The sequence below is a fragment of the Gaetbulibacter sp. PBL-D1 genome (genome assembly GCF_050509525.1).
GTDB classification, from domain to species: Bacteria; Bacteroidota; Bacteroidia; order Flavobacteriales; family Flavobacteriaceae; genus Gaetbulibacter_B; species Gaetbulibacter_B jejuensis.
In genome coordinates this window covers 1-17,813 of the sequence record NZ_JBNWKB010000002.1, presented here as the reverse complement: position 1 = coordinate 17,813, position 17,813 = coordinate 1, and the positions used below count along the sequence as shown (strand labels likewise).

Annotated in this window: 8 protein-coding genes; 7 read left to right on the top strand and 1 reads right to left on the bottom strand. The window is 36.7% G+C overall.

Annotation, left to right across the window (positions count from 1 at the left end; translation table 11 throughout):
- Positions 1-13: 13 nt before the first annotated feature.
- On the bottom strand, positions 14-1,234 hold the full coding sequence (hflX, locus tag ACQ0RB_RS02050) for a GTPase HflX (protein WP_129759935.1): 1,221 nt from the start codon (positions 1,232-1,234) through the stop codon (positions 14-16).
- A 99-nt stretch (positions 1,235-1,333) separates the two neighbouring features.
- Here hflX and ACQ0RB_RS02045 point away from each other — a divergent pair, with 99 nt between their 5' ends.
- The 7 genes from ACQ0RB_RS02045 to ACQ0RB_RS02015 all read left to right on the top strand — a co-directional run.
- A complete protein-coding gene (locus tag ACQ0RB_RS02045; RefSeq protein ID WP_430496140.1) occupies positions 1,334-2,272 on the top strand; it encodes an endonuclease/exonuclease/phosphatase family protein in 939 nt (312 codons plus the stop codon).
- Between the two features lie 232 nt (positions 2,273-2,504).
- Positions 2,505-8,051 carry a gliding motility-associated C-terminal domain-containing protein gene (locus tag ACQ0RB_RS02040; RefSeq protein WP_430496138.1) on the top strand — a complete coding sequence of 1,849 codons (5,547 nt, stop codon included), beginning with the start codon at positions 2,505-2,507 and terminating at the stop codon, positions 8,049-8,051.
- Between the two features lie 25 nt (positions 8,052-8,076).
- On the top strand, positions 8,077-8,982 hold the full coding sequence (locus ACQ0RB_RS02035; protein WP_131506506.1) for a PorP/SprF family type IX secretion system membrane protein: 906 nt from the start codon (positions 8,077-8,079) through the stop codon (positions 8,980-8,982).
- 20 nt (positions 8,983-9,002) lie between these two features.
- Positions 9,003-10,910 (top strand): OmpA family protein, encoded by a 1,908-nt coding sequence (locus ACQ0RB_RS02030; RefSeq protein ID WP_262733578.1) that lies wholly within the window; start codon positions 9,003-9,005, stop codon positions 10,908-10,910.
- Positions 10,911-10,956: 46 nt separating this feature from the next.
- Positions 10,957-15,255, top strand: coding sequence for a choice-of-anchor L domain-containing protein (locus tag ACQ0RB_RS02025; RefSeq protein ID WP_430496136.1), 4,299 nt, complete (start codon positions 10,957-10,959; stop codon positions 15,253-15,255).
- 25 nt (positions 15,256-15,280) lie between these two features.
- Positions 15,281-16,186, top strand: coding sequence for a PorP/SprF family type IX secretion system membrane protein (locus tag ACQ0RB_RS02020; RefSeq protein ID WP_131506506.1), 906 nt, complete (start codon positions 15,281-15,283; stop codon positions 16,184-16,186).
- A gap of 20 nt (positions 16,187-16,206) precedes the next feature.
- The coding region (locus ACQ0RB_RS02015) for a carboxypeptidase regulatory-like domain-containing protein (protein WP_430496134.1) at positions 16,207-17,813 on the top strand (1,607 nt) is incomplete at its 3' end.

The following is a 17,813-nucleotide window of genomic DNA, read 5'->3' as shown; positions in this document are numbered from 1 at the left end:
TAGCGTGCTTTTTTTATGATTCAAAATCTTCGTTGGAATAATCTGGATACAAAAAGTGATTGTAAGGGAAGCGTGTGATATGAATTTTTCTAACTTCATCATAAACACGTTTTCTAAAGTCTTCTAGGTTCTCTTTATTCAATGCTGAAATAAACAAAGCGTAATCACCTATTTTATTCATCCAAGTGGTTCTCCACTCTTCAAGAGAGTAATGTGCTTTAGTGCGTTCTTCCATTAAATCGTCTTCATCAAATGGTTCGGCTTCATAGGCATCAATTTTATTAAACACCATTATAGTAGGTTTGTCAGAGCTATGAATTTCATCTAATATTTTATTTACCGATTCAATATGCTCTTCAAAATTAGGGTGCGAAATATCAACCACATGAAGTAATAAATCAGCTTCTCGAACTTCATCTAAAGTACTTTTAAAACTTTCAACTAATTGAGTTGGTAGTTTTCTAATGAATCCTACTGTGTCAGTCATTAAAAACGGAAGGTTTTGAATAACTACTTTTCGTACAGTAGTGTCTAGCGTTGCAAATAGTTTGTTTTCGGCAAATACTTCACTTTTACTTACAACATTCATTAAGGTAGATTTTCCAACATTGGTGTAACCTACAAGTGCAACTCTAACCATTTGACCTCTGTTACCTCGTTGCACAGACATTTGTTTGTCAATGGTTTTTATCTTGGCTTTAAGCAACGCAATTTTATCACGTACAATACGTCGGTCAGTTTCTATTTCGGTTTCACCAGGACCACGCATACCAATTCCTCCTTTTTGTCGCTCAAGGTGAGTCCACATTCCTTTAAGTCTAGGTAGTAAATATTCGCATTGAGCAAGCTCAACCTGTGTTCTTGCATAACTGGTTTGTGCACGTTGTGCAAAAATATCGAGAATTAAATTGGTTCTGTCCAAGACTTTGCAGTTAAGTATTTTACTTATGTTGCGCTCTTGGGCTGGAGATAATTCGTCATCAAAAATTGCGGTACCAATTTCATTTTCATTAATAAATTCTTGTACGTCATTCATTTTACCAGACCCAATAAAAGTTTTTGGGTTTGGCATATCCATTTTTTGGGTAAAACGTTTTACCACTTCGCCACCAGCAGTATAGGTTAAAAACTCAAGCTCATCGAGATACTCTTTGGATTTCGATTCGTCTTGTTCTTTAGTAATTACACCTATTAAAACTGCTTTTTCTAACGTTATGTCCTTTTTTTCTAGCATATATTAATTTAAAGCACAAAGTTACACAATTGTTTGCAGTTTAATTTTCTTATTTTTAGAGCTTCCTTTAGTCTATTCTTTTAAGCAAAACCACATTCAATGCAATACACGATAGCGTTTTATAATATTGAAAATTTATTCGACATTCATAATGATCCATTTACTAATGATGATGATTTTTTACCAACTTCGGATAAAAGATGGACTCAAAAAAAATACGATAGGAAAATTTACAAAATTGGATCGGTAATTTCACAGATTGGAACTGATGAGAATACTACACCTCCAGCAATTATTGGTTTAGCTGAGGTTGAAAATAAGCGTGTATTAAAAGATTTGCTTGCGAGTAAAGATTTGCAATCCATTAATTACGATTATGTGCATTATAATTCACTTGATGAACGAGGAATAGATGTTGCTCTTATATATAATAAGGATGTATTTACTGTAAACTCTTCTGAAACCTTCAATGTTTTCATCACAGATGAAGATGGTGAAATAGATTTCACTAGAGATGTTCTTTTGGTTTCTGGTATGTTGGGAGGAGAGGAAATACATATTATAGTTAACCATTGGCCATCAAGAAGAGAAGGTGAAGAAGCATCATCATATAAAAGAGTGTTGGCTGCTCAAAAGAATATTGAAGTTGTTAACCGTTTAAAACAAGAGAATCCAAATTCAAAAATTATTGTTATGGGCGATTTTAATGACAACCCAAATGATGATAGTGTTGAAGAGTTAGTGGCAGGTGCAAACCTTTATAATCCAATGCAAAATTTAAGAAGCATTGACAAAGGAAGTCTTAATCATGATTTTAATTGGAATGTTTTTGACCAAATAATGGTATCGATAAATTTTCTTGAGACTAAACCAAATACATTAAAATTTTCTGACGCCAATATTTTTGACTCAAAATTTTTAACACAATATAATGGTAAGTATAAAGGTCAGCCTTACAGAACTTTTGTTGGAAAAAAATACAAAGGCGGATTTAGTGATCATTTTCCAGTATTTATTGAGTTAAGAAAAACAGATTAAAAAAGTGCTTAATCATTTTATCGGAGATAAATGCATTTAATCTATTATCATAATGTTAATGGGTTGTTAAGATACTTTTTTTTTATCTTCGGTAGCTTATCAGGTATTGCTTAAATACTATGATTGTTTATAACCCCAGATTAATTTTTATAAACATAGTATTAAGGTATTAACAATCAATATCTTGAGATTATATAAAATAATTTGTTCAATTATTAACTGCTAAAACCAAATGAAAAAAATTACTATTTGGCTAAGTTTAAGCTTTTTGTTGGCATTTTGCCAAACATCAATAGCGCAATTTAGCTGCGATTCCCCTATTATGATAACCGATGGTTATACAGCTGACGGGATAACTACACCAGGAACAGCTGGAATTGAAGATTGGAATGACCCAAATCCAGATTCATGTACTTCAAATGCATTCTACTGGGATGATGATGTGTACCTTTTTGGGTATACCGCTGGAGCTAACGATGAAGAAATATCTATGACTATTTTTACCAGAAATGGTTGGAATGGTATTGGGATCTTTTCTGATTGTAATGGTACTGCTCTAGAAGGGTGTTTAGCATCTGCAAGTTCAACAACAGGTAATGTGTCTCAGACAGTTTTAGCAAATGTTGGAGCAGGTGAAACCGTTTACATTGCAATTGGGCAATGGGGATCACCAAATGACTTAGATTTTGATGTTACAGCGTTTAATGCTGTAGAATTAGTAGACCCTCCATCTTGTTCTACTTTTACCACTCCAGTTGACGATTCGATTGATGTACTTGAAGATACAGCTATCAATTGGACTCAAGCTACTGGTGGAGCAACAGGATATAGAATTTCTATAGGAACATCTACAGGAGGTGTCGATATTGTAAATGACCTAGATTTAGGAAACGTGTTAACTTATACACCAAGCACTCCGTTAGCTTATAGTACTGAGTATTTTGTTAATGTAACACCATATAATTCTAATGGAGATGCTCAAGGATGTGCTGAGTTAAGTTTTACAACTAGAGAAGAGCCACCAGCAGGTTCTATTTGTAGCAACCCAATAATGGTAACCACACCATTACCTTATGTAACAACAGATGATACTTCTAATTATGGAGATGATTACACTGGAGGACCAGGAGCTAACTGTGGTTCAACTTCAGGATATTTAGGAGGAGATGATGTTGTGTATTCATATACATCAGCAGTTGATACTTCAATTGATATTGCATTATCAGGTGTAGGTACTTATACAGGTATCTTTGTATATACAGATTGTGCTAACATAGGTTCGCAATGTGAAACAGGAGCTGTAAATGGATTTGCCGGAGGAGATATGCTGATAGATAATTACACTGTTACAAGTGGAACAACCTATTATATAGTAATTTCAACATGGCCATCGCCTCAAAGTACACCATATACATTAACAATTACTGAAAACACTTGTGTAGACGCTGAGGCAATATTTTCAACGGTTAGCGATTGTGCTAATGGTGATCAATTTTTAGTAGAAGTTGATTTAACTAGTTTAGGTTCAGCAGGGACAATTACAATTAGTGACGACCAAGGTAGTACACCACAAACAGTTGATGCAGTAGGAGTTTATACTTTTGGCCCATATGCACACGGTACACCAGTTATTATGACAGCAGCAAATGATGATGATTCAAACTGTACATTGGTAAGTACTAGTTTAACTGAGAACTATTGTTTAGACAATATCGTAGATTGTGCAGTAGGACCAGTAAATACGACATTCTGTTACTTTAATAATATTGACGACGATCCATCAGTAGCAACTTTTAGTTATACAAGTACAGATGGTAGCCAATTGAACCTGACGATAAATGCAGGTCAAATGGAAAGTTGTTGTGATGAATTAGTTGTAATAGATTCAGATGGGACAATACTATACAACCAAAATACACCAAACCCAGCAGGATTGACATTCCAATCTTCTGGAGATACAATATCATGGTATGTTAATTCAGATGTCTCAGTAAGTTGCGAAAGCAATGGTTATACACCATTTGATGTAACAGTTGCTTGTGCAACTTGTGAAAATCCAGAAGCTACTTTTTCAACGGTTAGCGATTGTACTAATGGAAATCAATTTTTAGTAGAAGTTGATTTAACTAGTTTAGGTTCGGCAGGAACAATTACAATTAGTGACGACCAAGGCAGTACACCACAAACAGTTGATGCAGTAGGAGTTTATACTTTTGGTCCATATGCTCATGGTACACCAGTAATAATGACAGCAGCAAACGATGATGATTCAAACTGTACATTGGTAAGTGCTAGTTTAACTGAGAACTATTGTTTAGACAATATCGTAGATTGTGCGGTAGGACCAGTAAACACAACATTCTGTTACTTTAATAATATAGACGACGATCCATCAGTAGCAACTTTTAGTTATACAAGTACAGATGGTAGCCAATTGAACCTGACTATAAACGCAGGTCAAATGGAAGGTTGTTGTGATGAATTAGTTGTAATAGATTCAGATGGAACAATACTATACAACCAAAATACACCAAACCCAGCAGGATTGACATTCCAATCTTCAGGAGACACAATATCATGGTACATTAACTCAGATGGTTCAGTAAGTTGTGAGAGCAATGGTTATACACCATTTGATGTTACAGTTGCTTGTGCAACTTGTGAGAATGCAGAAGCTACTTTTTCAACGGTTAGCGATTGTACTAATGGAAATCAATTTTTAGTAGAAGTTGATTTAACTAGTTTAGGTTCAGCAGGAACCATTACAATTAGTGACGACCAAGGCAGTACACCACAAACAGTTGATGCAGTAGGAGTTTATACTTTTGGTCCATATGCACACGGTACACCAGTTATCATGACAGCAGCAAACGATGATGATGCTAACTGTACATTGGTAAGTGCTAGTTTAACAGAAGAATATTGTCTAGATAATATTGTTGACTGCGACTTAGGGCCAGTAAACACAACATTCTGTTACTTTAATAATATAGACGATGATCCATCAGTAGCAACATTTACTTATACAAGTTCAAATGGACTACCTCTTAACCTTACAATAAATGATGGTCAAATGGAAGGTTGTTGTGACGAGTTAGTTGTAATAGATTCAGATGGAACAATACTATACAACCAAAATACACCAAACCCAGCAGGATTGACATTCCAATCTTCTGGAGACACAATATCATGGTACATTAACTCAGATGGTTCAGTAAGTTGTGAGAACAATGGTTACACACCATTTGATGTAACAGTTGCTTGTGCAACATGTATAAATCCTCAAGCAACCTATCAAGTAGTTGATGATTGTGATAATGGTGATCAGTTTTTAATTGATGTTAACGTAACATCTTTAGGAGACGCTAACTCATTAACTATTAGTAATAACATTGATGCAACAACTGTTTCAGTGCCTTCAGAAGGAGTATACCAAATTGGACCATTCCCTTTCTTAGTTGATGTTGTGGTAACTGTAAGTAGTGATGATGATGTTAATTGTGTAATTAATAGCTCACCAATTCAGTTATTGGCTTGTCCACCTGAAAACGACAACCCGTGTAATGCTATAGTGGCTAATGTAAATGAGGACAATTCATGTGATTTAGTAACAGCAGGAACTATAATAGAAGCAACACCTTCTGGAGTTCCAGATGGCGAATGTGGTGGTGACCCAGACGATGATGTTTGGTTCCAATTTACAGCATTAAACGAAGTTCAGCTGATTTCAATTACAAATATCACAGGAGGAACCACAAACTTAGATCATGGACTTTACGAAGGAACATGTGACGGTTTAACCGAGTTATATTGTTCAGCAGACACAGCAAGTGTAACACCTGAATTAGTTGTAGGAAATACATACTATATTAGAGTATTCTCAGGAGGTTCTGTAGGAGAAACAAGTACTTTCGATTTATGTATTAAAGATGCTCCAACAAATATAATCTGTGAAAATGCTGAAAACTTCTGTCAAGAAGGTGGAGCATTAGTAACTTCAAATATTATAGGAATTCCAGACCCTAACGATATTGCATGTTTAGGATCTGCACCAAACCCTACATGGAACATCATTCAAATTGGAGATCCAGGATTAATAGAAATTGAAATTTCTCAAGTAGATGATAATGGTAATGGTATCGATGTAGACTTTGTACTTTGGGGACCATTTGAATCAGTTGCAGATTCTTGTACTGAAATAGCTTTTGAAGATTGTCCTTCTTGCCCAAACAATACAAGTAACCCTGACTTTTACCCATTTGGTAATATAGTTGATTGTAGTTACTCTTTTGTTTCAGTAGAAAACTTAACAATTGATAATGCTCAAACAGGAGAAATATACATATTACTAGTTACTAATTTCTCTGACGATCCAGGAACAATCTCAATTAGTCAAACTAATGGAGGAGATGATGGAGACGGTAACGTCACAGCTGAAATAGAAGTAGATTTAGGACCAGATCAAAGTTTCTGTGGTTTCCCTTCTTACGATTTAGTTGCAGACTCTCCATTTGCTGATAGATATGAGTGGTATTGTGATGGATTCATAATAGAAGGAGAAGAATCTTCTGTTTTAACAGTTACTGAGTCTTGTACTTATACTGTTATTGCTTATGATGATCAATGTGATGCACAAGCTCAAGATCAAGTAACCGTTATTTTCGGATTAGAGCCTGTTGCTAACCCTGTAGATGATATTGTAACATGTGACGATGCTTCAGGAGACGAAATCGAAGACTTTGATTTAGAAATGCAAACTGCAGGAATATTAGGAGCTCAAGATCCTAGTTTATTTAATGTAACGTATCACTTGACGCTTACTGATGCTCAAACTGATACAGGCGCTTTAACATCTCCATACACTAACATATCTAACCCGCAAACTATTTATGTAAGAGTAGAAGATGCAAATCCAGATGCTTCTTTCTGTTTTGCGACAACAAGTTTTGATTTAATAATATCAGGACCAACACCAACAGCAACAAGTATAGATATAGAAGCATGTGATGATAATTCAGGTGATGGTATTGAGGATTTCGATTTAGCAGCTTATGATGCTGATATATTAAATGGTCAAGACCCAACGGAGTTTACAGTTACTTATCATGAAACTGAAGCAGATGCTGAAGCAGGTCAAAATGCTATAGATACTTCTTCACTTTACACAAGTGACTCTCAAACTATTTATGTAAGAGTTGAAAGCAATTCAGCATTTGATTGCTACTCTACTACTAGTGTAAATTTAATTGTGCTTCCTATTCCTGTTGCAACATTTAACACGGCAGATGTTGATTATGAGGTTTGCCCTAACGCAACAGTTCCAATAGAAATAGCATTAATCCCTCAAGGGTATTCTGAGTCAGATGTTACTGTTGAATGGTATCAAGATGGAGGTCTTATTAGTGGTGAAACAGGATTAACCTTACCTGTTTTAACACAAGGTCTTTATACAGCAATTATTACTTATAACGATTCTACTTGTACTTACGAAGTATCAGAAACAGTTATAGAATTAGAGAGTTGTGTAATACCAGAGGGTATTTCCCCAGGAGTAAGTCCAGGACAGAACGACACATTTGATTTAAGTAGTTATGGTGTAACACGATTAGAGATATTCAACCGTAATGGTGTATTAGTATATTCTAAAGATAACTACACAAATGAGTGGTATGGACAGAGCAATAGTGGAGATGAGTTACCAGTAGGTACTTACTTCTATACGATGATCTATGAGAATGGAGCAAAGAAGCGTAGTGCTTGGGTATACATCAACAAATAAGACTAACCGAAATTAATCTAAGAACATGAAAAGACTCACAATACTAATACTAACGCTCGTAGGCTTTCAGGTCTTTGGGCAGCAGGATCCACAGTACACACAGTACATGTATAATATGAACGTCATTAACCCAGCTTATGCAGGCTCAAGGGAGAATCTAAGTTTTGGTTTACTGTATCGTACGCAGTGGACAGGATTAGAAGGTGCACCAAAGACAGGAACATTCTTTGGTCACCTTCCCGTAGGCGAGAAAGTAGGATTAGGGTTATCGATTATATCAGATAACATAGGACCAGTAAACGAGACCAATGCTTATGCGGATTTCTCGTATACACTTCGATTAGGAGGCGAACACCGCTTGGCGTTTGGTGTTAAGGCAGGCGCAACGTTTCATGATATAGGACTCACAGGTCTTGATGTCGTGGATCCCAACGATCCTTTCTTCTCGGAGAATATCAACAGTGTGACACCAAACATAGGCGCAGGAGCATTTTATTATACAGACCATTACTATTTGGCAGTATCTGTACCGAATATTTTAAATTCGGTACACCTTGATGCCAATGGTTTTGAGTTAGGCTCAGAAGTTAGCCATTACTTCATAACAGGAGGATATGTGTTTGACTTATCACAAAATACCAAGTTGAAGCCATCGTTTTTGGTTAAGTCAGCCTTTGATGCACCAACCTCTTTTGATGTAAACTTAAATGCGTTGTTTTATGATAAGTTCGAGATAGGAGCCTCTTATAGGCTTGATGATTCATTTTCAGGGCTTATCAATTTTGCGATTACCCCATCGCTACGTATAGGTTATGCTTATGATAGTGTTACTTCAGATATAAAGAGGTATGCACCAGCATCGCATGAGTTCATGTTATTGTTTGACCTTAACTTTCCTAAGAAGGTATCACGATCACCAAGATATTTCTAACCATTCAAGCCAAACCAAAGATGAAAAACATACAAAAATATTTATTGATAACCTTGCTGAGTGGATTAAGTGTAACAGCTCAGAACAAGGACACCAAGAGAGCAGACAAGCACTTCAACAGGTTTGAGTTTGTTGAGGCAGCAGAAGAATATTCAAAGTTAGTAGAAGACGGAAAAGGCGACAGTTATGTATACGGTCAATTAGCCGAGTCCTATTACAATGTATTCAATACAGAGGAAGCAGAACGCTGGTACGCCAAGGCACTGGAGAGCAGTGACAACCCAGAGATGATTTTTAAGTATTCTCAAATGCTTAAGGCCAATGGGAAGTACGAAGCGTCTAATGTACAAATGGCTAGATTTGCAGAGATGCGTCCAAGTGATGATAGAGCCATTGCTTATAAGAAGAATCCAGACTATCTACCAAAGATATTAGAAAAAGGCAAGAAGTTCAACATCCAAAACATGGGCTTTAACAGCAAGTATTCTGACTTTGGAGGAACGCTACAAGATGGTAAGCTGTACATTACATCAGCAAGAAACACCTCACGTAGAACCTATGGATGGAACGAAGAGCCATTTTTAGATATTTATGAAATGTCAAAGAATGCAGATGGAACCTATCTAGCAGCAGCATTAGTAGAAGATAAAGTAAACACAAAGTATCATGAAGGAGTAGTATCATTTTCACCAGATGGAAATACGATGTACTTTTCAAGAGAAAGTTTCTTTGAGAAGATGTACGAGAAAGACTCTATCACCAAAAACAGATACAGTGTACTGCAATTGTTCAAAGCAACTAAAGAAGGCGATAAGTGGAGCAATGTAGAAGGCTTTGCAATCAACAGTGAGAATTACTCGGTAAAAAACCCATCAGTAAGCGCAGACGGAAAGACATTATACTTTGCATCTAATATGCCAGGTGGCTATGGTCTTTTTGATATCTACAAGGCAAGCATCAACGATGATGGTACATTAGGAGAAGCAGAGAACCTAGGACAGAAGGTAAACACGCAAGGACAAGAGATGTTTCCTTATATAAGCAGTAACGGAACGCTGTACTTCTCATCAAACGGTCACTTGGGCTTAGGAAACCTAGATGTATTCCATACCAAGGAGATAGACGGTAAAATGGCACCAGTTAGAAACATAGGAGTGCCAATCAATAGTAATGCTGATGACTTTGCATTTAGATTAGATGAAGAAAGCGGAGAAGGCTTTGTCTCATCAAACAGAGAAGGCGGAGTAGGAAGCGATGATATTTATGCTATTAAGAAACTACAACCATTATGTGATGTACTTATCACAGGAACAGTAACCGATTCAAAGACAGGTAACCCAATTAACGCAGCATCAGTAACGATGTATGATAGTAAGGGGAATAAAGTATTGTCAAAAGTAACCGATTCGGACGGTACTGTAGAGTTCATTGTAGAGTGCGGAGAAGGTTCAGCCCTTGAGGTGTCTATGGACGGATATGAGAGTAAAAGAGTAACAGTAGAAGGCTCAGAGGAAGAAGAAGTAGCAGTAGCTATAGCACTAGATCCAATAGAAGAGATAGTGGCAGTGGACAGAGTAAACTTAGACCCAATTTATTTTGATTTTGACAAGTCTAACATTACCTCACAAGCAGCATTTGAGTTGGATAAGCTGGTACAGGTAATGCAAAAGTATCCAGAGATGGTTATCTCAGTATCGTCACATACAGACAGTAGAGGATCAGCATCATACAACATGGCCTTATCGGACAGGAGAGCAAAGACAACAGTATCTTATGTAGTCTCTAAAGGGATAGACAGATCAAGAATAACAGGATCAGGAAAAGGAGAGAGTGAGCCTAAGGAAGACTGTGGATCAGGATGTACAGAGGAACAACACCAGATGAACAGAAGGTCGGACTTCATCATAGTTAGTGGTGGGCCTATGTAATATTGCTTTGAAAAATAAAGCTTAACTAATATAAAACACTAGCCTAATGAGAAAAATTACATTATTTGTTTCGTTTTTCATTATTTGCTTGTCAATGCAGTCGCAGACTTATTTGCAAGAAAATTTTGATACAGAAATACCAGCAACCTGGACAATTACAGATGGAGGAGCTGCAACAGGAGATTCTTGGGTATCTGGATTACAGGGAGGTTTTAACAGTTTAGATGGTTCAAATGGAGCTATTGTAGACAGTGATGCTAACGGAAATGGAACGTTGCTTCAAGAGACATTGACCTCACCTGTTTTTGATAGTTCAGCAGCAACAGGACTGTTTTTAGATTTCCAGCAGTACTTTAATAGTATTGGAGGAGATGCTGCTATTGTAGAAGTTTATGACGGTTCTGCATGGGTAGAAGTATTAAACCAAACAGCAGACGTAGGAACTTTTGCTACACCAGATGAACAACATATAGATATTACAGCCTATGCAAATGCTAATATGCAAATTAGGTTTTACTATGATGATGGAGATGTTTGGGCTTGGTATTGGATGATAGATAATGTACATGTTTATAATTCTACATGTAATAATCCTTCAGGTTTAGATGCATTAGTTAATGCAACAACAGTAGATTTAAGTTGGATTGAAGGAGGAACCGAAGATGCTTGGGAAGTTATTAATCAAGTTGCAGGAGGACCAGTGCCAACTGAATCTGACTCAGGAGTTTCTGTAGGAACTAACAGTTTACAAATAACAGATTTAACCGAAGGTACTGATTATGAGTTTTATGTTAGGGCAGATTGTGGAGCAGATGGATTTAGTATTTGGGCAGGACCATTTGTTTATAGAATTAGTGGACCTGGAGAAACATGTAGTAACCCAATAATGGTAACCACTCCATTACCTTATGTAACAACAGATGACACTTCTAATTATGGAGATGATTATACTGGAGGACCTGGAGACGATTGTGGTGTAGGTTTTGGTTATTTAGGAGGAGATGATGTAGTATATTCATATACACCAGCAGTTGATACGTCAATTGATATATCATTATCAGGAATTGGGACTTATACAGGTATTTTTGTATATACAGATTGTGCTAATATAGGAACACAATGTGAAACAGGAGCTGTAAATGGCTTTGAAGGAGGAGACATGTTAATTGATAACTTCTCTGTTACTGGAGGAACAACCTATTACCTAGTAATTTCAACATGGCCATCACCTCAAAGTACTCCTTACACATTAACAATTACAGAAAACACTTGTGTAGATCCAGTGGCGACTTATGAAGTAGTTAGTGATTGTATTAATGGACCACAATTTTTTGTTGATGTAAACTTAACCGATTTAGGATCGGCAGGAACAATTACAATAAGTGATAACCAAGGCAGCACACCTCAAAATGTTGATGCCACAGGTATATATACTTTTGGACCATTTGCTAATAACACTGGAGTTGAAATTTCTGTTGTTAATGACGATGATGCCAATTGTGCTCTTTTAAGCCCAAGTTTAACCCAAGAAATTTGCTTGGATTATGTAGTAGACTGTACAGCTGGTCCAGTAAACTTTGTGTACTGTTATGAAAATAACGATACCAACGTATTTACTTTTACTAGTAGTGACGGAACACCGCTTAATTTTGTAATTAACTCAGGACAAGTAGAAAATGGTTGGGATGAATTACATGTTTATGATACTGATGGAACCGAGTTAACACCACCAGATTTTTATGGAAATAATGGAGATGTTTCTGGAGTAAACTATCAATCTTTAGGAGATACAATTTCATTTACAGTAACTTCTGACGGCGTATTTAGTTGTGAAACCGAAGGATATACACCACTTGATATAACTGTTAGTTGTGCTACATGTATTAACCCACAAGCAACTTATGCTATAGTTGATGATTGTGATAATGGAGATCAGTTTTTAATTGATGTAAATGTTACCTCTATGGGTGATGCAACATCATTAACAATATCAAACAATATAAATGCTGATACAGTTCCTGTAAACGCAGTAGGAACTTATCAAATTGGACCATTCCCTTTCTTACAAGATGTGGTAGTAACAATAAGTAATGACCAAGATTCAAACTGTGTAATTAATAGTCCAGCAATACAGCAATTAGCTTGTCCACCAGACAATGACAATCCATGTAATGCTACAGTTGCTTCAGTTAATACTGATGATTCTTGTACAGTTGTAACTCCAGGTACAGTGCTAGCAGCAACAGACTCAGGTGTGCCATCTGGAACATGTGCTGGAAACCCACATGATGATGTATGGTTTGAATTTACAGCTAATAGTGAAGCACAAATTATTTCTCTCGCTAATATTACAGGAGGAACATTTAATTTAGATTTTGGTGTTTATGAAGGAACATGTGATAATTTAACTGAATTATATTGTACAACTGAAACCGCAGGAGCGGTAACAAACTTAGTTGTTGGTAATACATATTATGTAAGAGTATTTTCTTTTGATGGAGAAGATAACACAACAACGTTTGATTTATGTATAAGACCTTCCCCAGGTAATGTTTTGGTTGATCAAACAACTTATACTATAGAAGAGTTAGTGCTAGATGTTTTAATTGATAGTCCTTGTGCTCAAGTAACAAACATTACATACTCAACAGGAACAGATTATGGTGATGTAAATGGAATAGGATATTTTTACAGAGAAAGTGACGGATTTCCGTTCGAAAATGGAATCTTACTAACTACAGGAGATGCTTCTTTAGCAGCAGGACCTAATCAAAATGCAATGAGCGATGGTTTATTAGCATGGTTAGGAGACCCAGATTTAGATGCAGCTGTAGGTATACAATCTAGTAATGCTACTGTAATTGAGTTCGATTTCGTTCCTCTAGATGATGAGCTTAGTTTTGATTTCATTATGGCATCGGAAGAATATAACGGAAGTACAGGTGGAACCTTTGAATGTACGTATTCTGATGCGTTTGCATTTTTATTAACTGATGAAAATGGTGTAACAACAAACTTAGCAGTATTACCAGGAACAAATACACCGATTTTAGTAACAAACATTCATCCAGATAACCCTGGTTGTTCAGCTATAAATGAAGAGTACTTTGGAGGATATACACCAAATAACTTACCACCTACATCTTTTGATGGAAGAACTACTGTATTTACAGCATACTCAGAAGTTAACATAGGAGAAACATATCACATAAAATTGGTAATAGGAGATGATTCTAATGGTGGGTTTGATACTGCCTTAGATTCTGGAGTATTCCTTAAAGCAGGAAGTTTTGATATTGGAGAAGTAGACTTAGGTGTTGATATAACAATTGATGCTGGAACTGCAGTTTGTGATGGGCAGCCTGTTGTTTTAGACACTCAAGCACCTCAAGTAGATCACGTTTGGTATAAAGACGGATTTTTAATTGAAGGAGCAACAACTTCTATATTAGAGGTAACTGAAGCTGGAGAATATACAACTCAAATTATTTTCTCCCCTCAATGTATCATTTCTGACACAATTGTAATAGAGTTTTTACCAAACCCTGAAGTTGAAAGTACTCCTTCCGATTTAATTGCTTGTGATGAATCAGGTTTTGGAGAGTTTTATTTATATGAAGCTGATACTGAAGTTTTAGCAGAAGGTCAAAACCCAGATGATTTTACAATATCTTATCATTTAACTGAAGCAGATGCTATTGATAATGTAGGTGAGTTATCAAGTCCTTATACAAATGTGTCAGACCCACAAACAGTTTATGTGAGAGTGACTAACAATGCAACACAGTGTTACTCTACTACTAGTCTTAATTTAGTTGTTGAAGACCCATTATTTACATCTTTCCCAACAGATTTTGACTATGAGGTTTGCCCTAACGCAACAATACCAATAGAAATAACAGCAATTCCTGAAAACTATCAAGAATCTGAAGTAACAATTAATTGGTATCAAGATGGAGGTCTTATTGATGGTGAAAACGGATTAACTATACCAGTATTGATTGCTGGATATTATGAGATTGAAGTTATTAATAATACAACAACATGTAGTTATATAGCAGGTATTGATATCGTTGAATTAGAGAGTTGTATAATACCAGAGGGTATTTCCCCAGGAGTAAGTCCAGGACAGAACGACACATTTGATTTAAGTAGTTATGGTGTAACACGATTAGAGATATTCAACCGTAATGGTGTATTAGTATATTCTAAAGATAACTACACAAATGAGTGGTATGGACAGAGCAATAGTGGAGATGAGTTACCAGTAGGTACTTACTTCTATACGATGATCTATGAGAATGGAGCAAAGAAGCGTAGTGCTTGGGTATACATCAACAAATAAGACTAACCGAAATTAATCTAAGAACATGAAAAGACTCACAATACTAATACTAACGCTCGTAGGCTTTCAGGTCTTTGGGCAGCAGGATCCACAGTACACACAGTACATGTATAATATGAACGTCATTAACCCAGCTTATGCAGGCTCAAGGGAGAATCTAAGTTTTGGTTTACTGTATCGTACGCAGTGGACAGGATTAGAAGGTGCACCAAAGACAGGAACATTCTTTGGTCACCTTCCCGTAGGCGAGAAAGTAGGATTAGGGTTATCGATTATATCAGATAACATAGGACCAGTAAACGAGACCAATGCTTATGCGGATTTCTCGTATACACTTCGATTAGGAGGCGAACACCGCTTGGCGTTTGGTGTTAAGGCAGGCGCAACGTTTCATGATATAGGACTCACAGGTCTTGATGTCGTGGATCCCAACGATCCTTTCTTCTCGGAGAATATCAACAGTGTGACACCAAACATAGGCGCAGGAGCATTTTATTATACAGACCATTACTATTTGGCAGTATCTGTACCGAATATTTTAAATTCGGTACACCTTGATGCCAATGGTTTTGAGTTAGGCTCAGAAGTTAGCCATTACTTCATAACAGGAGGATATGTGTTTGACTTATCACAAAATACCAAGTTGAAGCCATCGTTTTTGGTTAAGTCAGCCTTTGATGCACCAACCTCTTTTGATGTAAACTTAAATGCGTTGTTTTATGATAAGTTCGAGATAGGAGCCTCTTATAGGCTTGATGATTCATTTTCAGGGCTTATCAATTTTGCGATTACCCCATCGCTACGTATAGGTTATGCTTATGATAGTGTTACTTCAGATATAAAGAGGTATGCACCAGCATCGCATGAGTTCATGTTATTGTTTGACCTTAACTTTCCTAAGAAGGTATCACGATCACCAAGATATTTCTAACCATTCAAGCCAAACCAAAGATGAAAAACATACAAAAATATTTATTGATAACCTTGCTGAGTGGATTAAGTGTAACAGCTCAGAACAAGGACACCAAGAGAGCAGACAAGCACTTCAACAGGTTTGAGTTTGTTGAGGCAGCAGAAGAATATTCAAAGTTAGTAGAAGACGGAAAAGGCGACAGTTATGTATACGGTCAATTAGCCGAGTCCTATTACAATGTATTCAATACAGAGGAAGCAGAACGCTGGTACGCCAAGGCACTGGAGAGCAGTGACAACCCAGAGATGATTTTTAAGTATTCTCAAATGCTTAAGGCCAATGGGAAGTACGAAGCGTCTAATGTACAAATGGCTAGATTTGCAGAGATGCGTCCAAGTGATGATAGAGCCATTGCTTATAAGAAGAATCCAGACTATCTACCAAAGATATTAGAAAAAGGCAAGAAGTTCAACATCCAAAACATGGGCTTTAACAGCAAGTATTCTGACTTTGGAGGAACGCTACAAGATGGTAAGCTGTACATTACATCAGCAAGAAACACCTCACGTAGAACCTATGGATGGAACGAAGAGCCATTTTTAGATATTTATGAAATGTCAAAGAATGCAGATGGAACCTATCTAGCAGCAGCATTAGTAGAAGATAAAGTAAACACAAAGTATCATGAAGGAGTAGTATCATTTTCACCAGATGGAAATACGATGTACTTTTCAAGAGAAAGTTTCTTTGAGAAGATGTACGAGAAAGACTCTATCACCAAAAACAGATACAGTGTACTGCAATTGTTCAAAGCAACTAAAGAAGGCGATAAGTGGAGCAATGTAGAAGGCTTTGCAATCAACAGTGAGAATTACTCGGTAAAAAACCCATCAGTAAGCGCAGACGGAAAGACATTATACTTTGCATCTAATATGCCAGGTGGCTATGGTCTTTTTGATATCTACAAGGCAAGCATCAACGATGATGGTACATTAGGAGAAGCAGAGAACCTAGGACAGAAGGTAAACACGCAAGGACAAGAGATGTTTCCTTATATAAGCAGTAACGGAACGCTGTACTTCTCATCAAACGGTCACTTGGGCTTAGGAAACCTAGATGTATTCCATACCAAGGAGATAGACGGTAAAATGGCACCAGTTAGAAACATAGGAGTGCCAATCAATAGTAATGCTGATGACTTTGCATTTAGATTAGATGAAGAAAGCGGAGAAGGCTTTGTCTCATCAAACAGAGAAGGCGGAGTAGGAAGCGATGATATTTATGCTATTAAGAAACTACAACCATTATGTGATGTACTTATCACAGGAACAGTAACCGATTCAAAGACAGGTAACCCAATTAACGCAGCATCAGTAACGATGTATGATAGTAAGGGGAATAAAGTATTGTCAAAAGTAACCGATTCGGACGGTACTGTAGAGTTCATTGTAGAGTGCGGAGAAGGTTCAGCCCTTGAGGTGTCTATGGACGGATATGAGAGTAAAAGAGTAACAGTAGAAGGCTCAGAGGAAGAAGAAGTAGCAGTAGCTATAGCACTAGATCCAATAGAAGAGATAGTGGCAGTGGACAGAGTAAACTTAGACCCAATTTATTTTGATTTTGACAAGTCTAACATTACCTCACA